Here is a 21,621-nt window from a genome sequence, read left to right as displayed (position 1 = left end):
GGGGAGTGGGAAGGTGGTTTCAGAGCCCGTTGGAGCGCGGCTGCGCGCAATAGTGCCGCTGCCATGTGAACACCACGGTCGTCCACAGCGCGAACCAGGCTGTTCCCAGCAGCATCGCACCCAGCACGTCGCTCAGGAAATGCGCGCCCAGGTAGACCCGGCTGAAGGCGGTCAGCGCCACCAGCAGCAGGGCTGCGCCAATGACGGCGGCCTGCACGCCGCGCTCGCCGGTCTTCAGGCGTGCGCCGATGGCCGTCGTCACGCCCGGCTGGTTGAGCAGGTAGGCGGCCAGCATGGCGTAGAGCAGGGTGGCACCGATGGTGTGTCCACTGGGAAAGCTGTAGCTGTGCAACACCAGGATGGGGTCCTCAAAGCGGGGACGCAGGCGCGCGAAGATGTGCTTGAGCGTGAAGTTGCACAGCATGCCGCCGGGCAGCACCAGCAGCAGGTCGGTAACCCAGGCCCAGCGCTGTTTGCGGACCATGTGCCAGAGCAGAAGTCCACCCATGAGCAGCACGCCGATGGTGCCGTGCAGATGCGTATAGCCGAGCACCAGTTCGGTCAAGCGGGAGAAGGCATGCTGGTTGAACCAGTCTGCCAGTTGCTGATCCAGGCGCGTGAGTTCCCCCTTGCTGCTGACCTCATAGGCGATCAGCGCAAACAGCATGGCCGTGGCCAGCACGGCCATCAGGCCCGTGGTGAGCGGCAGTCCGAGGTGGTGGTCACGCGCCATGCGGGCGCGCAGGAAACGCTGGAGGGAAGGAGCGGAAGAAGAGTGTCGTTCTGTCATCCGGCCATTCTAACCTCAGCCCCCCGTGCCCCGGCAAGGGGCCGGGGTGGTGCCGGTCAGATCAGGCGCAGGGATCGTTGCCCAGCGCGATGGCGCGCAGGGCCGCCAGATCACACAGCTCGACATCGCGGTGGTTGACCTCGATCACGCCGGTCTTCTTGAAGTTGGTCAAGAGCCGGCTCACGCTCTCCACGGCCAGGCCCAGGTAGTTGCCGATTTCCTCGCGGGTCATGCGCAACTGGAAGCGGGTCGAGGAATAGCCCCGGCTGGCATAGCGGGACGACAGATTGAGCATGAAGGCGGCCATCTTCTGCTGGGCGGTCATGCTGCCCAGGGTCAGCATGACGCGTTGCTCGCGCGAAATCTCCAGGCTCATCATGCGGTGAAACTGACGCAGCAGGGTGGGCATGTCGCGGAACAATTCTTCCAGGCGCGTAAAGGGAATTTCGCAGACTTCGCTGTCTTCCAGTGCCACGGCTTCGCACAGGTGGTGGCCTGCGCCGATGGCATCCATGCCCAGCAGTTCGCCGGCCATCTGGAAGCCGGTAATCTGCTGGCCGCCATTGGTATTGCCCTGGAAGGTCTTGAAATGCCCCAGGCGAATGGCATAGAGCATGTCGAACTTGTCATTGAGGCGGTACAGGCTCTCATCGCGTTTGACCTTGCGGCGGCGGTTGATGACCTGCTCCAGTCGCTGCATGTCGCCCTGGTCCAGTCCCATCGGCAGGCACAACTGGTGCATGCTGCAGGCCGAGCAACTGGCGCGCAGCGCGTGCAGGGTGAGCGGAGGCGGCGACTGGATGGGCGTGTGGGCAGGTAGGCTGGACATAAGCGTTGGATTTTCCTCTATGTTGTGGCGGCGTCGGCTGGCCAGGGTTTGGCGTGATGATATGTGATTGCGCCACATTGTCATGCAGCTGCGCAGCTATTTTTTCCCTACTTTTACCACAGTTCTTGCCTGCAAAACGCATCTGCAGGGCGAGCAACCGAAACTTTCATCGTTTCCGCCATTGACTTGTTTTTTGGTTACGCCAGTCATCGATTGCTTCACTTCACCATTGTGAGCACGGCGCGAAACTGCGGATGTTCGCTTTCGCGCAGCCATTCATAGGCCACCATTTCCAGTGTCACCGGGGTGGCACCGGCCGCGCGCAGGCGGTCGAAGGCGGCATCACGGTCCTGCGCACGGCGTGACGCGCAGGCGTCCAGCAGAGGCAGGACGCGGTAGCCCTGTTGCAGCAGTGACAGCGCAGTCTGCAGCACGCAGATGTGGGCTTCGCAGCCGGCCACGATGATCTCCCGTACCACCGGGGGAATGATTGGCAGCAAGCCGTCCGCGCAGGCGTCGAAATGCTGCTTGGACAGGGTCTGGTCGCACAGGCGGGCGATCTCCGGATGGTTGGGGCCCAGCTTCGCGGGCATCTGTTCGGTGGCCAGTACCGGTACCCCCAGCAGCCGGGCGATACTGGCCATGCGCACCAGCTGCGCCAGCATGGCCCGGCCTTCGTGGAGGGCAGGCAAAAGTCTTTCCTGGGGGTCGATCACCAGCAGGGCCGATTGATGGGCATGGATCAGCATGGAAGTCCTGTCATGTGGGGTTGGCAGAAATTGACGGTCTTGTGTCATTGACGCCAAACGGGTGGGAATCCGACAATTTTTCCATCATTGACCCTCCGGAGCAAATCCATGCTTTCCTCCTTGTCTGCCGCAGCGCGCGATGGCCGCCGCAACGCCGCCGTGCTGGCCGTGTGCCAGGGCCTGTTCACCTGCGCCATCTCGATCGACCTGACCCTGACCGCGCTGACCGGCTGGCAACTGGCCCCGGACAAGGCGCTGGCGACCCTGCCGTTTGCCCTCATCACGGTGGCCGGGGCGGTGGTGACCTGGTTTGCCGCCTTCCTGATCCAGCGCCTGGGACGTCGCTGGTCCTTCGTGCTGGGGGCAGCCAGTTGCTGTATCGGCGGGCTGATTTCGGTGTGGTCGGTCTGGCATGCGCAGTTCTGGACCTTCTGCGTGGGGACGGCGCTGGTGGGGGTATTTCAGGCCTTTGCGCAGTATTACCGGCTGGCCGCTGCCGATGCGGTCGAGGAGAGCGCCAAGAGCCGCGCCATTTCGACGGTACTGGCCGGCGGCGTGATCGCGGCCCTGATCGGTCCGGCCCTGGCGGCCTGGAGCAAGGACTGGTTTGCGGCAGCGTTGTTTGCTGGAGCCTACCTGGTGGTGGCGGGCATGGGACTGTTGTCGGCGCTGGTGCTGCTGCTGTTCTATCGCGACCAGGCCGGGCCGGTGGCGGTGACCTCAGCGGAGGACCTGACCCCGGCGCGGCCGCTGTCGGCCATTGTGCGGACGCCGATCTTCATGGCCTCGGTCGCCAACAACGTGGCGGGCTCGATGGTGATGATGTTCATCATGACCGCGGCACCCCTGGCGGCGGTGGCCTGCCATCATGGCATCGACGACGGCGCGGCCATCATCCAGTGGCACCTGGTGGGCATGTACGCGCCGTCCTTCTTTGCCGCACGCCTGATCCAGCGCATGGGCCTGGGCTCCGTGCTGCTGGCAGGACTGGGCATGAACCTCGGCTGCGCCCTCATCGCCATGTTCTCGACCACGCTGCCAGCCTTCTACGTGGCCTTGCTGCTGCTGGGGATAGGCTGGAATTTCATGTTCGTCGGCGGGACCACGCTGCTGGCGCAGTCCTATGCTCCCTCCGAGCGTGCCAAGACCCAGGGCCTGGCCGAGCTCATGCGCTATGCCGCCACTGCGCTGGCCACGCTGGGTGCCGGTCCCTTGCTGGCCCGCTTCGGCTGGGAGACGCTCAATACCGCCATCCTGCCGGTGCTGCTGCTGTCGGCCCTGGTCACCTTGCGCTGGATGTGGTCCCGGCGTGCCGCGCAGACGGCACTCGCGGCGGGTCTGCGCTAACATCGGAGGATGAATGTCATGACCCCTGCGCTTACGCCCATGCCGTCTCCGCACCCTGTGCGCAACGTGGTCCTGCTCGCCTATGACGGCATGAATCTGCTGGACCTTTCCGGTCCCATGCAGGTGCTGGCCACCACCAACCGCCTGCAGGGTGGCGAGATTTATCGCCTGCACGTGGCCTCGGCCGGAGGGGGCGCGATCCTCACCAGCGCCGGCCTGCCGGTGCTCACGCATCCTCTGTCCTCGCTGGATGGCTTGCTGATGGCTGATGGTCTGCATACCCTCATCTCTCCCGGGGGCAGCGTGGGCGAGCGTTTCAGCATCGATACCGCCCTGGTCGCGTGGATACGCCAGGCCGCGCCGCGCGCGCAACGCGTCTGTTCAGTCTGCACCGGTGCGTTCCACCTGGCCGAGGCGGGTGTACTGGATGGCCTGCGCGTGACTACGCACTGGGCTTCGGTCCAGGAACTGCAGCATCGCTATCCGGCGCTGCAGGTCGATGGCGAGCCGATCTATATCCGTCAGGGGCGGATCTGGACCTCGGCGGGGGTGACGGCCGGCATCGACTTGACATTGGCACTGGTGGAACAGGATCTTGGCCATGCCGCTGCCATTGCGACGGCACGGCAACTGGTGATGTTCATCAAGCGTCCGGGCGGTCAATCGCAGTTCAGCACCTCGCTGGCCTCGCAGGCCGCCGGGGCGGGACGCTTTGCCGAGCTGCATGCCTGGATCGCCGGCAATCTGGAAGGGGATCTGCGCGTAGAGAACCTGGCGCGTCAGGCCAACATGAGTCCGCGCACTTTTGCCCGTCTGTATGTGGCCGAGACCGGCCGTACGCCGGCACGCACGGTGGAGTTGATGCGCCTGGAGGCGGCACGCCGGGCGCTCGAGGAAACCCGCCTGCCGCTCAAGCGCATCGCCAGCCAGTCCGGCTATGGGGAGGAACAGAACCTGCGCCGGGTGTTCCTGCGCCAGCTGGGCGTGAGTCCGGGGCAGTACCGAGAGCGCTTTGCGGCAGCATGATTCCTGCGGCTGCGCACGCCCCGGCTGATCATCCAGACATGCAGCGGCATTACCAGGAACCGTGTTTGCAGGACGCAATACCGGCAGTCGCAGCAGGTTCAGCTACGTCGTGCAAGGGCTGCTCGGCAGCGTGGACATGCAGTCTGAGACCGGCGCCCAGGATCGACAGCAGCAACAGCATCCGCTCCACGCTGACGGCCCCCGGATTGCCTTCGATCTCGGCGATACGCGCCTGGCTCACGCCCACGCGCGCACCCAGTTGTGCCTGGGTCATGCCCTGCTGCTTGCGCAGGGCGCGCAGATGCTCGCGCAACTGGGTCGACAGACTGATCGGAAAATCGTTGACCATGGAGACTCCCTCAAGACAAAGATGTGGCAGGGGTGGCACTGAGGTCGGATTTCCTGAGGCGTGGCTGCCGAGGAAAATATAGGGTGAATACAATAAACCGCAATATAAGAATAGTCTTGTTTTTTGTATTTATCGGTACAACCCGATAAATTCTATTTATCGTCTTTGACTTGTATTTCGTGCTGCGGCTTGTTGTCGGGAGACAAGGCAGTCAGTGCCGCCAGCGAATCCAGCCACCACGACAGCGCCGGACCGGCCGGATGGTCGGGCTTGTAGACGCACTGGATGGGCAGTTCGGTCCCTTGGGGCGGGTGATGGATGGTACTGATGCTGACCAGCCGTCCATTGTCCAGATCGCTGCTCACCACATGCAGCGGCATGTTGCCCCAGCCCATGCCGGCCCGCAACAGGGCGTGCTTGGTACCGAGATCGCTCATGCGCCAGGTCAGCCGTGAATGTACCGAGAAATCCTGGCGCGCCGTCAGTTCGCTGCGGTCGGACAGCACCAATTGGGTTTGCTGTTGCAGCAGCTTTTCGGAAATGCGGCCCTTCACCCTGGCCAGCGGATGGTCCGGCGCGACCACCGCCACCAGCTGCACGCTGGGCAGGGTAATGCGCAGCAGGTTGGGCGGCGTGGTCGGCAGGGTCCCGAGGATGCCCAGCATCGAACGCCCATCGATGACGCGTTCGGCCACGGCGCCCAGGGCCTCCACCTCCAGTCGCACCGTCACCGCCGGGAAAGCCTGGCGAAAGCGCTGCAGCAGGTCCACCAGGCAATCGGTGGGAAAGAACACATCCACCGCCAGCGACACTTCAAGCTCCTGCCCGCGTGCGTAGGAACTGGCCCGCACCTGCAGCGAATCGACATGATCCAGCACTTGCCGCGCATCGGCCAGCAGAGCCGCCCCCGGACTGGTCAGCTGCGGCCGGTAGCCGCTGCGGTCAAACAGCAGTACCCCGAGCTGCTCTTCCAGCGTGGCGATGGCATAGCTGACGGCCGACTGCGCCCGCGACAGCTTGCGCGCCGCAGCCAGGAAACTGCCGCTGTCGGCCACCTGCACGAAAACCCGCAACTGATCCAGTGACAGACGTTCAATATTCATGGGGCTCCCGCCATGGTATGGAGTGACGAAGTGCTCACTATATCTAAAATTTAGATAATGATTATAAAAAGATAATCAGTTTTATCGGAAGCCGAAGTTGCCTATTCTGTCGTCACTGGCTGCAGCGAAGGCCGTAACGGGCGCAGCATGAAGCGAGGAGCCGGTTCGATGATTGGCATCGGCCAACATCGGGCAATATCAGGCAACATCGGGCAACAACAAGATTGAAGGCAGTACGGCATTACAACTCAAACACAAGGTCGTTCACCCAACACTACAGAGGCTTACCATGATCACGCACTACAACACCTTCCGCATTGGCCGCGTTCTGCTGGCTTCCCTGTTCGTCATTTCGGGCATCTTCAAGATTGTCGGCTTTGCCGGCACCGTCGCCTACTTTGGCAGTCTGGGACTGCCGGTCCCGACCCTGGCCGTGCTGGTCACCATCCTGGTGGAAGTCGGCGGTGGTCTGCTGCTGATGACCGGGCGTGGTTTGCGCCCCGTGTCGCTGGTGATCGCGCTCTTTACCGTCGGTGCGACGCTCTCGGCCCACCATTTCTGGACGATGGAAGGCGCAGCTGCCCAAGGTCAGATGATTCACTTCCTCAAGAACGTGGCCCTGATCGGCGCGCTGCTGCTGGTGTCCTCAATCGACCCGCAAGCCCGGCCGGAAGAAAGCCGTTGAGCCTGACGGCGCAGCGTTGCACCCATCACCAATGATTGACCGGTCCGCCCCCACGAAGGGCGGGCTTCCCAAGGAGAAACAAGCATGAGCACCCCCTACACCCGTCAGATCGAACGCCTGGTCAATGGCATCCCTACCCAGGATGGCGCCGGCGTGAGCCTTACCCGCGTGCTGACCCACGACCTGCAACGTCGCCTGGACCCGTTCCTGATGCTGGACGCCTTCCACTCCGACGAGCCCAGCGATTACCTGGCCGGTTTCCCCGACCATCCGCATCGCGGCTTTGAAACCGTGACCTACATGCTGGCCGGTCGCATGCGCCACCGCGACAATGCCGGTAACGAAGGCTTGCTGGAGCCGGGTGGCATGCAGTGGATGACGGCCGGTCGCGGCCTGGTCCACTCCGAGTTGCCGGAACAGGAAAACGGCCTCATGAGTGGTTTCCAGCTGTGGGTGAACCTGGCGGGCAAGGACAAGATGACCGATCCCGGCTATCAGGACATCCCGGCGGCGGGCATTCCCGAGACCGAGCCGCAGCCGGGCGTGAAGGTACGCGTATTGGCCGGCAGTGCCTTTGGTGTGGCCGGAGCGATCCATCGGGAGACCACCGAGCCGCTCTACCTGGACCTGAAGCTGGAAGCCGGCGTGACGCTGGATCTGCCGATCCCGGCCACGCACAATGCCTTCCTCTACGTTCATGAAGGCAAGCTGGCCGTGGGTGCCCAAGGGAGCGAGACCCGTGCCGCCGAGGCCGGGCGCATGGCGGTGCTGTCCAACGTGGCCGGGGCGGCCGGGGTGACGGTGCGCGCCGAGCAGGCCAGCCACTTCCTGCTCATTGCCGGCAAGCCCCTGAATGAGCCAATCGCACAGTGGGGTCCGTTCGTGATGAATACCCGCGAACAGGTGGAAGCGGCCATCGACGATTTTCGCGCCGGTCGCTTCTGAATTCATCCATCCCTACATCTACATTCCAACCCCGGCAGGCGGGTCTCAAGCAGAGCCCGCCGCCCCAGGAGAGCACCATGAGCAATATTGTTCACCAGATCCACGGCCTGACCCGCGACATCGGTTTCCCGGTCCGTCGCCTGCTACCCGCGGCGGCTGCACGTACGGTCGGTCCCTTCGTCTTTTTCGATCATATGGGGCCGGTGGAATTCGATGCCGGCACGACCGAGGGCGATGTCCGTCCGCACCCGCACATTGGCCTGGCCACCGTCACCTATCTGTTCTCCGGCGCCATGATGCACCGTGACAGCCTGGGCGTGGTCCAGCGCATCACCCCGGGAGCCGTCAACTGGATGGCCTCGGGACGGGGAATCGTCCACTCCGAGCGCATTCCCGACGATATCCGCGAGCAGAAGGTGCCCGTGCACGGGCTGCAGATGTGGGTAGCGCTGCCGGCCGGGCAGGAGGACAGTGAGCCGCTGTTCCGTCATTACGCCTCGCAGGACATGCCTGAAGCCCAGGTCGGCGGCGCCCGGCTGCATGTGCTGGCCGGTTCGGCCTTCGGTGTGAACTCGCCGGTCATCACGGCCAGTCCGACGCTGTATGTGGCCGGCAGCACCACGCAGGGCGGTGAGCTGGAGATCGCCCCGGAGGTGCAGGAACGTGCGGTCTACGTGGTCAAGGGTGAGGTGATGCTGGATGGCGAGCGCATGGAGCCGGGCACGCTGGCCATTCTGGCGCCGGGTGCGGTCGTGGCCTTGAAGGCGGTGGGAGAGACGGTCTTCATGATCCTGGGCGGGGCCCCGCTGGATGGGCCGCGCTTCGTGTGGTGGAACTTCGTGGCCACCTCGCGGGAGAAGATCGAAGCGGCCAAGCAGGCGTGGAGTGGCCGTGACAAGCGCGTGTTCCCGGATATTCCGGGAGAGACCGAGTGGATTCCGTTGCCGGCGCATTGAACGCATCTGGTCGCCCATCCGGACTGCGTCCGGCAGGGCTCAAAACAACACCGCCTGGCCAATTGCTGCGGCAGGCGGTGTTGGGAACAGACATGTCGGCCAGCAGAGGCCGGTCGATCAGATCAAGCCGATGATGCGCCCCATCTCGGTGATGTAGGGGCTGTCCTTCAAGACCTGGTTTTCCAGGCTGTCGGCAGCGCGGCGCAGGGATTGCCAGGTGTCGCCGACTTCGCCGGCATGCGGCTGCGGCTGGCTCAGGTGTTGCCGCAGGCGGGCGATGTCATCGCGCAACTGGTCGGCTTCGGTGCTGCCGGCGGGCAATTTCTGCAATTCCGCCTCGAACTGGCCGACCATGTCCAGCAGGCGCTGGTGGTCGAACGCTGGGGTTTGCATGGGCTCGCTCATGGATTCTCCTTCGGTGATGGACCGGCTCCATCATAGGCGCATTGCGCCCGGGCCGGCAAAAAAAGGCGCCGGGGTTTGCCCGGCATCAAGTTCTGCCATTTGGCCGCAGGCACAGGCGGGAAGTTCCGGCAGCGCTGCGATGGCGCCATGCTTTGTTACACTGGCGGCTGTTTTGGCGCGCCGCTTCCTGCGTCGCCCTCGCTGACCCCTGATTCATGACCTTACACGACGATACCCCACCTTTCATCAGCTGGACCTCCGGCGCTACCCCACAGCGGCTGCGCTGGCACTCGGAGGCCGGCAATGCGCCGCCCCGTCGGGTTGTCGAGGCCGATGACCAGATCGCCGCCGACGCGGCCTACAAGCTGGCCTGCGAGGGTACCGGCCTGCTCTGGCGCGGCGACTTCCAGAACGCGCGACAACTGCTGCAAGCCCTGGGGCGCCGGGTCGACCGCGCCCGCGAGCGCAGCCAGGCCAAAAGCAAGGCCAGACCGGCTAGCCCGGACAGCCCGGCACAAGCCTTCCATCATCATCGTCAGATGCAGGCGCAGCGCGCACGCATCCTGGGCATGTTGCTCATTCCGGTCGATCCCGGCTTCGTGGTGCCGCTGCGCCGCGCGCCGGCGCTGCAGGCGGCCTGCAGCGAAGCCTACGGCACGGCGCTGCAGGGCGAGTCGTTTGCGGTCTCGTTGCGCGAGCTGCAGGGCTTGATCGGTGCCCATGAGTGGCGCAAGAAGGGGGTCGAGATCGGCGCTCTGGGAGGGCGCATCCACCCCTGGTATGGCGTGTTCTCCCCGGTACGGGGCGAATACGTGGAGCTGGTGGCCCAAGCCCCTTTACCCTCGACCGAACTGGCCTTCGATATCGGCGTGGGCAGTGGCGTACTTTGCGCCGTGCTGGCCCGGCGCGGCGTGCGCAAGATCGTCGCCACCGACATGGACCCCCGTGCCCTGGCTTGTGCCCGCGAGAACCTGCAGGCACTGGGCGTACTGCCCCAGGTGACGCTGCAAGAAGCCGACCTGTTCCCGCCCGGCCGCGCCCCGTTGATCGTCTGCAATCCGCCCTGGCTACCGGCGCGGCCCAGTTCACCCATCGAGCACGCGGTCTATGATCCGGACAGTCGCATGCTGCTGGGCTATCTCAATGGCCTGGCCGAGCACCTGACACCGCAGGGCGAAGGCTGGCTCATCATGTCCGACTTCGCCGAACACCTGGGTTTGCGCGCGCCCGGCATGCTGGAGGAGGCCATCACCCGGGCCGGTCTGGAGGTGGTGGCACGGCACGACACCAAGCCGCGCCACGGCAAGGCGATTGACCGTGAGGATCCCCTGCACGCAGCGCGCAGCAAGGAAACCACCAGCCTGTACCGCCTGCGCACCCGCGCGAGCGCCTGAACCGATCTGAATCCAGCGAGGCAGACACCACCCATGAACCACTCGATCCGATTGCTGCCGCTGCTGCTGGGCGTGCTGATGCTGCCGGCCAGCGCCCAGGTCACCACGCGCGATCTCGGCGGACACTATGGTCCGCAGCAGGGTGTGCCCGTTCCGGTGCCGGTCCCTGTACCGGTCCCGGATGCGCTGAACCGCAATGCACCGCTGAGCGAGCCCATCACGACCTCCGGCAATAGTTGCGTCTGCCAGGTGGCCGAGACCGGCGGCAGCGCCTGCATGATCTTCCTGCGCACCAATGCGGCCGACTGGATCGCCCGCAATGCGCCGCAGACACCCTTGCGTTCGTCGGCCAGCGGCCGCTACTACGATGCGTCCTTCGCCCTGGCGGCCAGTGCCTGCGCGGCGCGCAAGGTGGCGCCGGGCAGCGTGAAGCTGCATTGGCTGGATCGCCGCAACGCGATCCTGGAGTGGAAATAGCACATCGGTCCGGCCATCACATCAGGCCGCTTCCGTCCAGGCAGGAAACTCCAGCACGACGGCAAAATGCCCGTCGGGCAGATAGTCGAAGCGCATCTCGCCGCCATGGGCCCGCATCACTTCTTCCACGATGGACAAGCCCAGGCTGGCCCCCATGCGGTTCTCCCCGCGCGGGGCAAAGGGCTTGCGCAATCGTTCCCAGTCCCTGGCGGCAATGCCCGGACCATCATCGATGAAGCTGAGGCGGTGCTGCCGGCCATCGCTGTCCAGGCGCACGTGCAACAGTCCCGGCGCGCCGTATTGCAGGGCATTGTCGAGGATGTTCTTGATGGCCTCGCCCAGCGCAATGGGATCGCCCTGGATCAGACAGGGCAGGGGCGGGACGTCCAGCGCCAGATCGGGCGGCGTACGCGAGCGGTTCGAGAGCACCTCCGTCATCTGTGAACGCACCAGTTCGGCCAGCGCGATGCGCTCCTGCAAGCGATTGTCATTGCGATGCTGGACCATGGCGTGATTGATGAGCTGGTTGACCAGCGCACCCAGGTTGCGCGTGCGTTCGCGCAACTGCGCCAGGTGACGCTGGCGCTTGTCCTCGCTGGATTCGGTGGCCAGCAGTTCCATCTGCGCCACCAGTGCCGTGACGGGCGTGCGCAGCTGGTGCGCGGCATCGCCGATGACGCGACGCATGGTGGCGCGGTGGACCACCAGTCGCTCCATGAAGGCATTGATGGCCGAGACCAGCGCATGGGTCTCGGCCGGCACGGTTAACGACAGAGGTGAAAGATCGTTCAGGTCCCGTTCGCGGATGGCCGCCTCGATGCGCTTGAGGGGCGCCAGTGCCTGATACAGGGTGAACATTGCTGCCAGAATCGTGAGCGCGCTCATGACCACGATCACCACCAGTGCCTTGCCGCCCAGGCTCTGGGCAAAGGACATGCGCGCATTGTTGGTCTGCGCCAGCACGATCACGGCCCAGGGATGGGGACTGTCGACCGGCATACGGCGACCGATGATGGCCATGCGCACCGGTGTGCCCAGATAGTCGCCATCGCGCAGCAGCGGGCCTTGCTCCAGCTCGTTCCAGGGGATCTCCGGGCGGAATTCGCCGTCGCCTGCGATCACCCGGCCGTGCGGATCGAAGACCGCATAGATGGCATGGTCGCCCGTGCCCAGCATGGACAGCGCCGCCAGCGGCACATCGACGTTGACCTCACCATGGTCGTACCAGGTGTTCTCGGCGATCTGCAAGGCACTGCCGGCCAGGATGCGGTCATAGGCCTGGCGCGCAGCCAGCTGGGTCGAGATCCAGATGGCGATGAGCAGCACCACGGCACTGACCAGCAGTACCGCGCCCACCCGCACCACCAGCCGCGTATAGAGCGAACGTCCGACAAGGACGTGCGGGGAACGGCCGTGCATCAGTGCAGGGCACCGGCCGGGTTGGATACCGCCGCCTCTGCCAGCGCCGGCGCCTGCGGCACCAGCTGATAGCCCAGCCCGCGCAGGGTGCGGATCTCGAAGGCGGCACCGGCCAGTTTCTTGCGCAGACGCGCCACGTATTGCTCGACCGTATTGGCGTTGGGCGTATCGTCGACCGTGAAGAGCCGGTCCATCAGTTCATCCTTGTTGAAGATGCGTCCGGGGCGCGCGGCGATGATTTCCAGCAGCGTCACTTCGCGCCGGGTCAGGTCGATGGGCTGGCCATCCAGGGTGGCGGTGCGGCTCTTGCGGTCGATGCACAGGTTGGCGCAGTGCAGCAGGTTGGTCGACTCGCCACCGCTTCTGCGCAAGAGCACCCGGATGCGCGCCTCCAGTTCGCGAAAATCGAAAGGCTTGACCAGGTAATCGTCCGCACCCAGATCGAGCGCGCGGACCCGTTCTTCGATTTCTCCGCAGGCGGTCAGCATCAGCACCGGCGTGTGCTGGCCACGGGCGCGCAACTGCTCCAGCAGGGTGAAGCCATCGGTCTGAGGCAGCATCACGTCCAGGATCAGCAGGTCGAAGGCTTCGCCCAGGCGGCGCGCGGCGTGGCCGCCGTGGCTTTCCCATTCCACGGTGTGGCCGATGCGGGTCAGGTGGGAAACGATGGCCTCGGCCACGTCGGCAGTGTCTTCGACCAGCAGGATGCGCATGGGGATCTCCATTGTCATTTTCCGATGCCGCAGCTGTTGCGCGCTGCTTGGGCAGGGCGCCATTGTATGCCCGAACCGTCCATGAAAAACAGACGTCAGGATTTAGAACCCATTTCATAAATAGGCGTGAGATGCGTTCTGTCCAGAAAGGGCGCTGGCAAGGCGCGCAACGCGGCCAGCGCCCTTTCTGGACAGAACCCGGAGGGAGCGGCCCGTTTGGGCGAATTGCTGCGTTACGAATTTGGGTCAAGACGCCCAGTCTTGACCCAAATTCGCGCCTTGCACTTCATCCCAAACGGGACTCGCTCGCACTCACGTCTATTTATGAAATGGGTTCTAGTCAGATTCGTTACAGCTTGGCGGCCTAGCATCCACTCCAACATAAATCCTATAAATCATTTGGAGACCTGCATGAGCGACCCTGCCCAAGGTGCGTCGGCCCTCGACCCATCGCGTCCGCTGCTGGAAATCGACCGCGTCACCCTGCAATACAAGACCACCGATTCGCTGGTCACCGCCACCCGCAATGTCAGTTTCAACGTCCATCCGGGCGACCGCTACATCCTGCTGGGCCCGTCGGGCTGCGGCAAGTCCACGCTGCTGAAGGCCATCGGCGGCTATCTGCAACCGACCTCGGGCGCGATCCGTCTCAAGGGGCGGGAAGTCCATGAGCCGGGTCCGGACCGCATGATGGTGTTCCAGGAATTCGACCAGCTGCTGCCCTGGAAGACGGTGCGCCAGAACGTGGAGTTCGCGCTGCACGCCAGTGGCCGCCTGCAAGGAAAGGCCGCCGCCGAGCGCGCCGAGTATTACATCGGCAAGGTCGGCCTGGCCAAGTTCATCGACAGCTATCCGCACATGCTCTCCGGCGGCATGAAGCAGCGTGTCTCGATTGCCCGTGGCATGGCCATGGAGCCGGACGTGCTGCTCATGGACGAACCCTTCGCCGCCTTGGACGCACTGACCCGCCGCAAGATGCAGGACGAACTGCTGCGCCTGTGGGATGACACCCAGTTCACGGTGCTCTTCGTGACCCATTCGATTGAAGAAGCCATCCGCGTGGGGACCCGCATCCTCTTGCTCACACCCCATCCCGGCCAGGTCCGCGCCGAACTCAACAGCATTGCGCCGAGCCAGTTGGGAACGGCCGCCCAGGCCGAGCTGGAAACCCGCATCAACGACATGCTGTTCGCCCACCACTGAGCCGCGCCGGAGACCTCATCATGCAAACCAATCTGCCCTTCGTCCGCCCGGAAATCCTGGTGGACCCCAATCCCGACGCCGCTGCCGAAGTACAGCGTCCGCTGTCGGCCTTCGAATCGCTCTACCGCATGGGCTGGCTGCGCAAGACCGTGATCCTGCTGGTACTGGCCCTGATCTGGGAACTCTATGGCCGCTGGCTGGACAATGCCTTGCTCTTCCCCAGCTTCAGCGAGACGGTGCAAGCCTTCTTCGCCGGCATCGGCAGCGGCGTGCTGCTGCAACGTGCGGCGGTGTCCATGCAGACCCTGCTGGTCGGCTACGGCCTGGGCATCCTGCTGGCCGGGCTGTTGACCACGGTCGCCATCAGTTCGCGCATCGGCAATGACCTGCTGGAAACCCTGACCTCGATGTTCAACCCGCTGCCGGCCATCGCGCTGTTGCCGCTGGCGCTGATCTGGTTCGGACTGGGCACCGGCAGCATCATCTTCGTGCTGGTGCATTCGGTGCTGTGGGCGGTCGCGCTCAATACCCATGGCGGCTTCCGCGCGGTATCCAATACGCTGCGCATGGTCGGCCAGAACTATGGCCTGCGCCGCTTCTCGCTGGTGAAATCGATCCTGATTCCGGCGGCATTTCCCAGTATCCTCACCGGCCTGAAAGTGGGCTGGGCCTTCGCCTGGCGCACGCTGATCGCCGCCGAGCTGGTCTTTGGCGTATCCTCCGGCGCCGGTGGCCTGGGCTGGTACATCTTCGAGAACCGCAACCAGCTGGAAACGGCCAACGTGTTCTCGGGCCTGTTCTTCGTCATCATCATCGGCCTGGTGGTGGAGAACCTGATCTTTGCCCAGATCGAGAAGCGCACCATCCGTCGTTGGGGCATGCAGCACTGAGCCGGGTGGATCTTGTCTGCATACAAGATCCACGCAAGCCATACATCAACAAGCAACGATCCATACAAGACCGAACCACTGAACAACTTCAGGAGACAAGCATGCAACGCTACACACGACGTACTTTCACCAGCCTCATGATGGCCAGCGCTCTGGTCCTGTCCGGGGTGTCCGGCACCGCCCATGCCGAAGCGCAGGAGGTGCGGATCTCGCACGGCTACGGACTGCTGTACCTGCCCTTGATGGTCATCCGTGACCAGAACCTGCTGGAGAAGCACGCCAAGGCGATGGGCCTGGGCGATGTGAAAACCAAGTGGGTGCTACTCGATGGCGGCAACGTCATCAACGACGCCATGCTGGCCGGCAACCTCGATATCGCCGGTACCGGTGCGCCGGGCTTCGTGACGCTGTGGTCCAAGGCGCACGGGATTCCGCGTTCGGAAGTGGTGGGCCTGGGCGCACTGTCGACCGCACCGCTCTGGCTCAATACCAACAACCCCAACGTCAAGTCATTGAAGGACTTCACGCCCAAGGACAAGATCGCCATTCCCGGCATCAAGACTTCGCTGTCGGCGGTGCTGTTGCAGATGGCGGCGGCCAAGACTTTCGGTATCGAGAACTACGCCAAGCTGGACCCGCTGACGGTGAGCCTGTCACATCCGGAAGCGATGGCGTCGCTGGTCTCGGGCAAGACCGAGATCACGGCCCACTTCACTTCGCCGCCGTTCTCCTACCAGGAGGGCAAGACACCGGGCATCACCCGCGTATTGAATTCGACCGACGTGCTGGGCCATATCACCATCGATGTGGTCTTCGCCCTGAAATCCTTCACCGACAAGAATCCCAAGCTGACCCAGGCCTTCATGGCGGCACAGGAAGAGGCCAATGCCTACATCGCCAAGAACCGCAAGGGTGCGGCCGAGACCTTCCTGCGCGTGTCCAAGCTGAAACTGCCTCAGGAAGAAGTGGAACAGATGCTGGCCGACCCCGGCACCGAGTTCACCAGCACGCCGGTGGACGTCATGCAGTACGTGGTCTTCATGGGCAAGGCCGGTACCATCAAGACCAAGCCGGCCAGCTGGCAGGAAATGTTCGTGCCGGCCTTCAAGGACCGCAAGGGCAGCTGATCCGGCGGCAGCCTGCGCTGCATGACAGTCCGATAGTCCGACAGCCCGGCAGCACATCCATTTTCTTCCCGTCAGCGGGGAGGGACTGGACGTCCTGCCGGGCTGCGCGTATGTTCGCAGTCTTCATCTTCCTGCGCAAACGCCACCCATGCCATCGCCGCACATCCGTTTCCGTTGTGATCCCGCCCTGGCGGAGCTGTTGCCGCGTCCGCGCCTGGCGCGCGAGATGATCCCGGAGTGGATCCGCAGCATGCCGGCCAAGGCTTTCTCCCCCTTGCATGACCGCGACATTCGTACCGTCAAGCAATGCCCGCCCTTCATCGATGCCATGGCACATGGCGTCATGATCCTGCTGCCTTGTGATGTGCACGTGGACAAGGGCCAGTTCCGCTGGGACTGGGAAGCCCCGCCCACGACGGTAGAAGGGCATCCGCGCGCACCGCTGAGTTTTCATCCACCAGCCCAGGTGACGGGCTCGCCCTTCGAACAGGGCGATGCGCTGGTCCTCAAGTTCAACAGTTTCTGGACCATCGAGCTCGAACCCGGCTGGTCGCTCTTCGCGACCCATCCGGTAAACCGGCATGACCTGCCGTTCCGCTTGTTGTCCGGGCTGGTGGATGCGGATCATTTCCATGACGCCGGGATCAATTTCCCGGCGCTCTGGACCGCTGCGGATTTTGTCGGCGTGCTGCCCAAGGGGACGCCCGTGGCGCAATGTATGGCGGTGCCGCGCGAACGGCCCGAACTGCAATTCGATATTCTGCAGGGCGACAGTGCCAGCCGCTACAGCCACACCGTGGCCGAGGTGCTGGCCAGTCCCAACGTCTATCGCAAGCGGTATCGCCAGCGCAAGTGAAGGCTCACTGCCGTCCGGGCAGGATGGTCGGGGTGGCGCGCGGCAAGGTGCGCGGGTAATCCTGGCTGAAGTGCAGGCCCCGGCTTTCCTTGCGCATCAAGGCGCTGGAGACGATCAGCTGTGCCACGTCCACCAGGTTGCGCAATTCCAGCAGATCGCGCGAGATACGGAAGTTGGCATAGTACTCGTCGATCTCTTCCTTGAGCAGGCGGATGCGGTGCTGTGCGCGCTCCAGGCGCTTGTCGGTGCGTACGATGCTGACGTAATTCCACATGAAGCGGCGCAGTTCGTCCCAGTTGTGGGCGATCACCACTTCCTCGTCGGCATCGCTGACGCGGCTCTCATCCCACTGTGGCACGTCGGCGATGCGCCAGACACCGGCTGACAATTCCCGTTCGATATCGGCCGCAGCGGCGCGGCCCAGCACCAGACATTCCAGCAGCGAGTTGCTGGCCAGACGGTTGGCGCCGTGCAGGCCGGTGCAGGCCGTCTCGCCCACCGCGTACAGGCCCGGCAGGTCGGTGCGCCCGGCCATGTCGGTGACCACCCCGCCGCAGGTATAGTGCGCCGCCGGGACCACCGGAATCGGCTGGCGCGTGATGTCGATGCCGAACTCCAGGCAGCGCGCCTGGATGGTCGGGAAATGCTCGGCGATGAAGGCCGGACTCTGGTGACTGATGTCGAGGTCGACGTGGTCCAGTCCGCGTTTCTTCATCTCGAAGTCGATGGCGCGCGCCACGATGTCGCGCGGGGCCAGTTCGGCGCGCTCGTCATGGTCTGGCATGAAGCGCTGGCCTGCCAGCGCACCGGCCGAGGCGGGCAGCTTGAGCAGCGCGCCTTCGCCCCGCAGGGCCTCGCTGATGAGGAAGGATTTGGCGTACGGGTGGTACAGGCAGGTCGGATGGAACTGGATGAATTCCATATTGGCCACCCGGCAGCCGGCCCGCCAGGCCATGGCGATGCCGTCACCGGTGGCCGAATCCGGGTTGGAGGTGTACAGGTAGACCTTGCCGGCCCCGCCCGTGGCCAGCACCGTACGTCCTGCCGCGATGGCCAGCACGTGGCCGCTGACAGAATCCTGCACATGCACGCCCAGGCAGCGTGGTTCGGCCCCGGGATCAAGCTTGCCGGCGTGGATCAGGTCGATGGCGCAGTGATGTTCCAGCAGGGTGATGTTGGGGTGGGCGCGCACGCGCTGCTCCAGCGTCACCTGAACGGCGTGGCCGGTGGCATCGGCGGCGTGGATGATGCGGCGCTGGCTGTGACCGCCTTCGCGGGTGAGGTGATAGCCCAGCTCGGCGCTGTCGTCGCGGGTGAAGGGCACCCCCTGGGCGATGAGCCACTCGATGGCCTGGCGACCCTGTTCGACGATGGTGCGCGTGGCGCCTTCATCGCACAGGCCGGCTCCGGCCACCAGCGTGTCGGCGATGTGCTGGGCATGGCTGTCGCCCGAATCGAGCACGGCCGCGATGCCGCCCTGTGCCCAGTTGCTGGCTCCGTCCAGCAGTTCGCCCTTGGAAACGACCACCACCTGATATTTTTCAGCCAGATGGAGAGCGACGGAAAGACCGGCCAGACCGCTGCCGAGGATGACGACATCACACTTCATGATCGTGAGCAAAGCTGCTGTAGTGGAGGGAGGCGATGATTATAACCAGTCGCGGCCAGCGTGCTGTCGTATATCGTTTATATCGTTTCCGGAGCCCGGCAGGCACTGCGCCCGGGCCAAAACAAAACGGGCCCCGATCTGCATCGGAGCCCGTTCATGGGGTTCTGCTCAGCGCAGCATCACTGCGCAACGACCGGCTTGACCTTGGCCGCAGCCTGCTTGGCGCGGATGCGAGCGGTTTCCACGCTGTCCCCGGAGGCCAGGGCCACGCCCATGCGGCGGCGGGCGAAGGATTCCGGCTTGCCGAACAGGCGGATGTCGGCGCCGGGGATGCGCAGCGCATCGGCCACGCCGTCGAAGGCGATGCCGCGGGCATCGTGCTGGCCGTAGATCACGGCGGAGGCACCGGGACTGCGCAGAGCGGTATTGACCGGCAGGCCGAGGATGGCCTTGGCATGCAGTTCGAATTCGCTCTGCACCTGGCTGACCATGGTGACCATGCCGGTGTCATGCGGACGCGGGCTCACTTCGGAGAACCAGACCATGTCGCCCTTGACGAACAGCTCCACCCCGAACAGGCCCAGGCCGCCCAGGTTTTCGGTGACCTTGCGGGCGATGTCGCGGGCCTTTTCCAGGGCTGCGGTGGGCATCGGGTGCGGCTGCCAGGATTCGACATAGTCACCCTTGACCTGCACGTGGCCGATGGGATCGCAGAAGCTGGTGATGGTGTCGCCGTTTTCGTTGAGCGAGCGCACCGTCAGCAGGGTGATTTCATAGTCGAAGTCGATGAAGCCTTCCACAATCACGCGGCCGGAATCGACACGGCCACCGGCGGCAGCGTAATTCCACGCGGCTTCGATTTCTTCCGGACCGTCGATCTTGGACTGGCCCTTGCCGGAGGAGGACATGACCGGCTTGATCACGCACGGGAAGCCGATCTGGTCGATGGCTGCCTTGAGTTCTTCCAGGCTGTCGGCAAAGCGGTAGGGCGAGGTGGCCAGACCCAGGGTTTCACCGGCCAGGCGGCGGATGCCTTCGCGGTTCATGGTCAGCCAGGCGGCGCGCGCAGTCGGAATGACGTGGGCGCGGCCGGCTTCTTCCAGCTTGACCAGGGTTTCGGTGGCAATGGCCTCGATCTCGGGCACGATCAGGTCGGGCTGTTCCTGCTCGATCAGCGCAGCCAGGGCGGCACCGTCGGTCATGTTGATGACGTGGGCACGATGGGCGACCTGCTGGCCGGGCGCGTTTTCATAGCGGTCCACGGCGATGACTTCCACGCCCAGGCGTTGCAGGGCGATGATGACTTCCTTGCCGAGTTCGCCGGAGCCCAGCAGCATGACTTTGGTGGCGGAAGGGGACAGCGGAGTACCGAGTCGGATTGCTTTTTTCATATCGGGGGGAGTGTGTCAGCGGGGGGCGCTGATGCAGTGCGAGAATGAATCACGGGCGGACGATACCAAATCTTGCACGGTTTGGACAGTCGCAATGTACGTACTTTCGGGATGGAGAATTGGCTAAAAAATTCCTATTTTTCTCTCGGGCAACGATTCGGGGCCCTCGGGGTGGTTTATATCGAATAACGTCGGTCTTCATTCTCTTTTTTGTGCCGAATCACCCCCTATTCAGCATTCTCCTGTTGGATGAGAAGCTTTTCGGGGGCAGCGTTTTCCTCTGGCAACACCACCAGGACATTTTTGATGGAAAGGAGAGATTCAAATGACTAGAATGAATGCACTGATATCAAATCGGAGTAATGCTGTCATGGCTACGCTGACTGTCCGTAATCTTCCCGATGAAGTACATCGCGCCTTGCGGGTGCGTGCTGCCCAGCATGGGCGCAGCACCGAGGCAGAAATCCGCGAAATCTTGACCCTGGCCGTCAGACCCGGCGGCCAATTGCGACTGGGAGATGCGCTGGTCGACATGAATCGCGCGCTGGGCGTCACCAACGAAGATGTCGAGGCGCTGGAGCAGATGCGTGAGCGTCGCCCTGCACAGCCGATGAGGTTCAAATGATCGTGCTTGATACCAACGTCGTCTCCGAAGCCATGAAGCCGGAGATACATCCCGGCGTACACGCCTGGCTCAACGCACAGGTCCCGCAGACGCTTTACCTGACCAGCATCACGATTGCCGAAATGGGCTTCGGTATTGCCAGCCTTCCTGCAGGTCGCCGTCAGGATGTGCTGGCGCGTCGTTTTGAAGGCATACTGCGCCTGTTCAAGGACAGAATCCTCCCGTTTGATACCGATGCAGCCCGCGCTCACGCCGAGTTGGCCGTCAAGGCCAGGCGGGCGGGCAGGGGTTTTCCCACGCCCGACGGTTACATCGCCGCCATCGCGGCATCTTGCGACTTCAGCGTGGCTTCCCGTGACGTGTCTGCCTATGCAGCAGCCGCTTTGCCGGTCATCAATCCGTGGGAACACTGACGCCGCTTCGCTTCTCAGGGCAGCAATTCCATCTGCAGCATCACCCCCGACAACGCCTTTCCATGCGCATCCAGCGCCAGTGAGCGGGTAACCCCGCCACCCAGCGCCCGCTGCATCACGAAGTTGAGCGCGCCCAGATGCGGCAGCGCGTGGCGCATCACCTCACCATGGACCACCCCGGCAAAATGCGCGCGCACGCGTTCGGCCGTCAGGGTGCGCTCCAGCAGCGCATAGTCCTCCTGCCGATAGGCGATCACGGAGATATTCGAAATGTCGCCCTTGTCCCCGGCACGTGAATGAGCAATCTCTCTGAGCAGCAT

General features: G+C 63.9%; 24 protein-coding genes. 13 read left to right on the top strand and 11 right to left on the bottom strand.

Annotation, left to right across the window (positions count from 1 at the left end):
* Window positions 1-19: 19 nt before the first annotated feature.
* From ACODSZ_RS02870 to ACODSZ_RS02860, 3 genes are all read right to left on the bottom strand, one after another.
* On the bottom strand, window positions 20-790 hold the full coding sequence (locus tag ACODSZ_RS02870; RefSeq protein WP_488927007.1) for a phosphatase PAP2 family protein: 771 nt from the start codon (window positions 788-790) through the stop codon (window positions 20-22).
* Window positions 791-851: 61 nt separating this feature from the next.
* Window positions 852-1,619 (bottom strand): fumarate/nitrate reduction transcriptional regulator Fnr, encoded by a 768-nt coding sequence (gene fnr, locus ACODSZ_RS02865; protein ID WP_008329332.1) that lies wholly within the window; start codon window positions 1,617-1,619, stop codon window positions 852-854.
* A gap of 218 nt (window positions 1,620-1,837) precedes the next feature.
* Window positions 1,838-2,368 (bottom strand): isochorismatase family protein, encoded by a 531-nt coding sequence (locus ACODSZ_RS02860; RefSeq protein WP_008329331.1) that lies wholly within the window; start codon window positions 2,366-2,368, stop codon window positions 1,838-1,840.
* 108 nt (window positions 2,369-2,476) lie between these two features.
* Between ACODSZ_RS02860 and ACODSZ_RS02855 the strand changes: the two genes are divergently transcribed.
* Both ACODSZ_RS02855 and ACODSZ_RS02850 read left to right on the top strand, forming a co-directional pair.
* Window positions 2,477-3,715 carry an MFS transporter gene (locus ACODSZ_RS02855; RefSeq protein WP_488927006.1) on the top strand — a complete coding sequence of 413 codons (1,239 nt, stop codon included), beginning with the start codon at window positions 2,477-2,479 and terminating at the stop codon, window positions 3,713-3,715.
* A gap of 18 nt (window positions 3,716-3,733) precedes the next feature.
* Window positions 3,734-4,741, top strand: a complete 1,008-nt coding sequence (locus ACODSZ_RS02850; protein WP_488927005.1) for a GlxA family transcriptional regulator — start codon at window positions 3,734-3,736, stop codon at window positions 4,739-4,741.
* Between the two features lie 49 nt (window positions 4,742-4,790).
* On the opposite strand, the gene ACODSZ_RS02845 is transcribed toward ACODSZ_RS02850, so the two are convergent.
* The gene (locus ACODSZ_RS02845; protein WP_488927004.1) at window positions 4,791-5,090 is read right to left on the bottom strand and encodes a helix-turn-helix transcriptional regulator; all 300 of its coding nucleotides are present in this window, start codon (window positions 5,088-5,090) and stop codon (window positions 4,791-4,793) included.
* A 152-nt stretch (window positions 5,091-5,242) separates the two neighbouring features.
* Window positions 5,243-6,193 carry a LysR family transcriptional regulator gene (locus tag ACODSZ_RS02840; protein WP_241822038.1) on the bottom strand — a complete coding sequence of 317 codons (951 nt, stop codon included), beginning with the start codon at window positions 6,191-6,193 and terminating at the stop codon, window positions 5,243-5,245.
* Window positions 6,194-6,482: 289 nt separating this feature from the next.
* On the opposite strand from ACODSZ_RS02840, the gene ACODSZ_RS02835 reads away from it, so the two are divergent.
* The 3 genes from ACODSZ_RS02835 to ACODSZ_RS02825 all read left to right on the top strand — a co-directional run bounded on the left by ACODSZ_RS02835 (window position 6,483) and on the right by ACODSZ_RS02825 (window position 8,779).
* Complete coding sequence (locus ACODSZ_RS02835) at window positions 6,483-6,878, top strand: DoxX family protein (protein ID WP_008329316.1); 396 nt, start codon at window positions 6,483-6,485, stop codon at window positions 6,876-6,878.
* An 84-nt stretch (window positions 6,879-6,962) separates the two neighbouring features.
* On the top strand, window positions 6,963-7,823 hold the full coding sequence (locus tag ACODSZ_RS02830) for a pirin family protein (RefSeq protein ID WP_008329310.1): 861 nt from the start codon (window positions 6,963-6,965) through the stop codon (window positions 7,821-7,823).
* 77 nt (window positions 7,824-7,900) lie between these two features.
* Window positions 7,901-8,779, top strand: a complete 879-nt coding sequence (locus tag ACODSZ_RS02825; RefSeq protein WP_488927003.1) for a pirin family protein — start codon at window positions 7,901-7,903, stop codon at window positions 8,777-8,779.
* A 117-nt stretch (window positions 8,780-8,896) separates the two neighbouring features.
* Here the strand turns inward: ACODSZ_RS02825 and ACODSZ_RS02820 are convergent, their stop codons facing one another.
* A complete protein-coding gene (locus ACODSZ_RS02820; protein WP_008329308.1) occupies window positions 8,897-9,184 on the bottom strand; it encodes a hypothetical protein in 288 nt (95 codons plus the stop codon).
* 215 nt (window positions 9,185-9,399) lie between these two features.
* Here ACODSZ_RS02820 and ACODSZ_RS02815 point away from each other — a divergent pair, with 215 nt between their 5' ends.
* Window positions 9,400-10,578, top strand: a complete 1,179-nt coding sequence (locus ACODSZ_RS02815; RefSeq protein WP_488927002.1) for a methyltransferase — start codon at window positions 9,400-9,402, stop codon at window positions 10,576-10,578.
* A gap of 33 nt (window positions 10,579-10,611) precedes the next feature.
* Window positions 10,612-11,055, top strand: coding sequence for a hypothetical protein (locus ACODSZ_RS02810; RefSeq protein ID WP_008329306.1), 444 nt, complete (start codon window positions 10,612-10,614; stop codon window positions 11,053-11,055).
* Window positions 11,056-11,076: 21 nt separating this feature from the next.
* Here the strand turns inward: ACODSZ_RS02810 and ACODSZ_RS02805 are convergent, their stop codons facing one another.
* Together ACODSZ_RS02805 and ACODSZ_RS02800 are read right to left on the bottom strand one after the other, a co-directional pair.
* Window positions 11,077-12,474: a sensor histidine kinase gene (locus ACODSZ_RS02805; protein WP_299540637.1), complete on the bottom strand. Its 1,398-nt coding sequence runs from the start codon at window positions 12,472-12,474 to the stop codon at window positions 11,077-11,079.
* A complete protein-coding gene (locus tag ACODSZ_RS02800) occupies window positions 12,474-13,187 on the bottom strand; it encodes a response regulator transcription factor (protein ID WP_008329299.1) in 714 nt (237 codons plus the stop codon). The genes ACODSZ_RS02805 and ACODSZ_RS02800 overlap by 1 nt, the downstream gene beginning before the upstream one ends.
* Window positions 13,188-13,598: 411 nt before the next feature.
* On the opposite strand from ACODSZ_RS02800, the gene ACODSZ_RS02795 reads away from it, so the two are divergent.
* From ACODSZ_RS02795 to ACODSZ_RS02780, 4 genes are all read left to right on the top strand, one after another.
* Complete coding sequence (locus tag ACODSZ_RS02795) at window positions 13,599-14,390, top strand: ABC transporter ATP-binding protein (RefSeq protein WP_008329297.1); 792 nt, start codon at window positions 13,599-13,601, stop codon at window positions 14,388-14,390.
* Window positions 14,391-14,410: 20 nt separating this feature from the next.
* Window positions 14,411-15,280, top strand: coding sequence for an ABC transporter permease (locus ACODSZ_RS02790; RefSeq protein WP_488927001.1), 870 nt, complete (start codon window positions 14,411-14,413; stop codon window positions 15,278-15,280).
* A 101-nt stretch (window positions 15,281-15,381) separates the two neighbouring features.
* Window positions 15,382-16,407 (top strand): ABC transporter substrate-binding protein, encoded by a 1,026-nt coding sequence (locus tag ACODSZ_RS02785; RefSeq protein ID WP_175343465.1) that lies wholly within the window; start codon window positions 15,382-15,384, stop codon window positions 16,405-16,407.
* A 148-nt stretch (window positions 16,408-16,555) separates the two neighbouring features.
* A complete protein-coding gene (locus tag ACODSZ_RS02780; protein ID WP_488927000.1) occupies window positions 16,556-17,263 on the top strand; it encodes a hypothetical protein in 708 nt (235 codons plus the stop codon).
* 4 nt (window positions 17,264-17,267) lie between these two features.
* Here the strand turns inward: ACODSZ_RS02780 and nadB are convergent, their stop codons facing one another.
* Together nadB and purT are read right to left on the bottom strand one after the other, a co-directional pair.
* A complete protein-coding gene (gene nadB / locus ACODSZ_RS02775) occupies window positions 17,268-18,872 on the bottom strand; it encodes an L-aspartate oxidase (RefSeq protein ID WP_175343467.1) in 1,605 nt (534 codons plus the stop codon).
* Window positions 18,873-19,051: 179 nt separating this feature from the next.
* On the bottom strand, window positions 19,052-20,263 hold the full coding sequence (purT, locus tag ACODSZ_RS02770) for a formate-dependent phosphoribosylglycinamide formyltransferase (RefSeq protein ID WP_034350391.1): 1,212 nt from the start codon (window positions 20,261-20,263) through the stop codon (window positions 19,052-19,054).
* Window positions 20,264-20,633: 370 nt separating this feature from the next.
* Here purT and ACODSZ_RS02765 point away from each other — a divergent pair, with 370 nt between their 5' ends.
* Together ACODSZ_RS02765 and ACODSZ_RS02760 are read left to right on the top strand one after the other, a co-directional pair.
* Window positions 20,634-20,888: a FitA-like ribbon-helix-helix domain-containing protein gene (locus tag ACODSZ_RS02765; RefSeq protein ID WP_008329283.1), complete on the top strand. Its 255-nt coding sequence runs from the start codon at window positions 20,634-20,636 to the stop codon at window positions 20,886-20,888.
* On the top strand, window positions 20,885-21,301 hold the full coding sequence (locus tag ACODSZ_RS02760) for a type II toxin-antitoxin system VapC family toxin (RefSeq protein ID WP_175343468.1): 417 nt from the start codon (window positions 20,885-20,887) through the stop codon (window positions 21,299-21,301). Before ACODSZ_RS02765 ends, ACODSZ_RS02760 begins: the two co-directional genes overlap by 4 nt.
* A 14-nt stretch (window positions 21,302-21,315) precedes the next feature.
* Here ACODSZ_RS02760 and ACODSZ_RS02755 read toward each other — a convergent pair whose 3' ends face one another.
* Window positions 21,316-21,621 (bottom strand): AtuA-related protein, encoded by a 306-nt coding sequence (locus ACODSZ_RS02755; RefSeq protein WP_175343469.1) that lies wholly within the window; start codon window positions 21,619-21,621, stop codon window positions 21,316-21,318.

The organism is Herbaspirillum sp. FG34, assembly GCF_057809315.1.
Note: the sequence above shows the minus strand (reverse complement) of the source record. Positions and strands in the feature narration are given on the sequence as shown.

Excerpts from the sequence above, each read along its gene's own strand:
- ACODSZ_RS02870 (WP_488927007.1), bottom strand. The coding sequence starts at position 790 with ATGACAGAACGACACTCTTCTTCCGCTCCTTCCCTCCAGCGTTTCCTG.
- fnr (WP_008329332.1), bottom strand. The coding sequence starts at position 1,619 with ATGTCCAGCCTACCTGCCCACACGCCCATCCAGTCGCCGCCTCCGCTC.
- ACODSZ_RS02860 (WP_008329331.1), bottom strand. The coding sequence starts at position 2,368 with ATGCTGATCCATGCCCATCAATCGGCCCTGCTGGTGATCGACCCCCAG.
- ACODSZ_RS02855 (WP_488927006.1), top strand. The coding sequence starts at position 2,477 with ATGCTTTCCTCCTTGTCTGCCGCAGCGCGCGATGGCCGCCGCAACGCC.
- ACODSZ_RS02850 (WP_488927005.1), top strand. The coding sequence starts at position 3,734 with ATGACCCCTGCGCTTACGCCCATGCCGTCTCCGCACCCTGTGCGCAAC.
- ACODSZ_RS02845 (WP_488927004.1), bottom strand. The coding sequence starts at position 5,090 with ATGGTCAACGATTTTCCGATCAGTCTGTCGACCCAGTTGCGCGAGCAT.
- ACODSZ_RS02840 (WP_241822038.1), bottom strand. The coding sequence starts at position 6,193 with ATGAATATTGAACGTCTGTCACTGGATCAGTTGCGGGTTTTCGTGCAG.
- ACODSZ_RS02835 (WP_008329316.1), top strand. The coding sequence starts at position 6,483 with ATGATCACGCACTACAACACCTTCCGCATTGGCCGCGTTCTGCTGGCT.
- ACODSZ_RS02830 (WP_008329310.1), top strand. The coding sequence starts at position 6,963 with ATGAGCACCCCCTACACCCGTCAGATCGAACGCCTGGTCAATGGCATC.
- ACODSZ_RS02825 (WP_488927003.1), top strand. The coding sequence starts at position 7,901 with ATGAGCAATATTGTTCACCAGATCCACGGCCTGACCCGCGACATCGGT.
- ACODSZ_RS02820 (WP_008329308.1), bottom strand. The coding sequence starts at position 9,184 with ATGAGCGAGCCCATGCAAACCCCAGCGTTCGACCACCAGCGCCTGCTG.
- ACODSZ_RS02815 (WP_488927002.1), top strand. The coding sequence starts at position 9,400 with ATGACCTTACACGACGATACCCCACCTTTCATCAGCTGGACCTCCGGC.
- ACODSZ_RS02810 (WP_008329306.1), top strand. The coding sequence starts at position 10,612 with ATGAACCACTCGATCCGATTGCTGCCGCTGCTGCTGGGCGTGCTGATG.
- ACODSZ_RS02805 (WP_299540637.1), bottom strand. The coding sequence starts at position 12,474 with ATGCACGGCCGTTCCCCGCACGTCCTTGTCGGACGTTCGCTCTATACG.
- ACODSZ_RS02800 (WP_008329299.1), bottom strand. The coding sequence starts at position 13,187 with ATGCGCATCCTGCTGGTCGAAGACACTGCCGACGTGGCCGAGGCCATC.
- ACODSZ_RS02795 (WP_008329297.1), top strand. The coding sequence starts at position 13,599 with ATGAGCGACCCTGCCCAAGGTGCGTCGGCCCTCGACCCATCGCGTCCG.
- ACODSZ_RS02790 (WP_488927001.1), top strand. The coding sequence starts at position 14,411 with ATGCAAACCAATCTGCCCTTCGTCCGCCCGGAAATCCTGGTGGACCCC.
- ACODSZ_RS02785 (WP_175343465.1), top strand. The coding sequence starts at position 15,382 with ATGCAACGCTACACACGACGTACTTTCACCAGCCTCATGATGGCCAGC.
- ACODSZ_RS02780 (WP_488927000.1), top strand. The coding sequence starts at position 16,556 with ATGCCATCGCCGCACATCCGTTTCCGTTGTGATCCCGCCCTGGCGGAG.
- nadB (WP_175343467.1), bottom strand. The coding sequence starts at position 18,872 with ATGAAGTGTGATGTCGTCATCCTCGGCAGCGGTCTGGCCGGTCTTTCC.
- purT (WP_034350391.1), bottom strand. The coding sequence starts at position 20,263 with ATGAAAAAAGCAATCCGACTCGGTACTCCGCTGTCCCCTTCCGCCACC.
- ACODSZ_RS02765 (WP_008329283.1), top strand. The coding sequence starts at position 20,634 with ATGGCTACGCTGACTGTCCGTAATCTTCCCGATGAAGTACATCGCGCC.
- ACODSZ_RS02760 (WP_175343468.1), top strand. The coding sequence starts at position 20,885 with ATGATCGTGCTTGATACCAACGTCGTCTCCGAAGCCATGAAGCCGGAG.
- ACODSZ_RS02755 (WP_175343469.1), bottom strand. The coding sequence starts at position 21,621 with ATGCTGCTCAGAGAGATTGCTCATTCACGTGCCGGGGACAAGGGCGAC.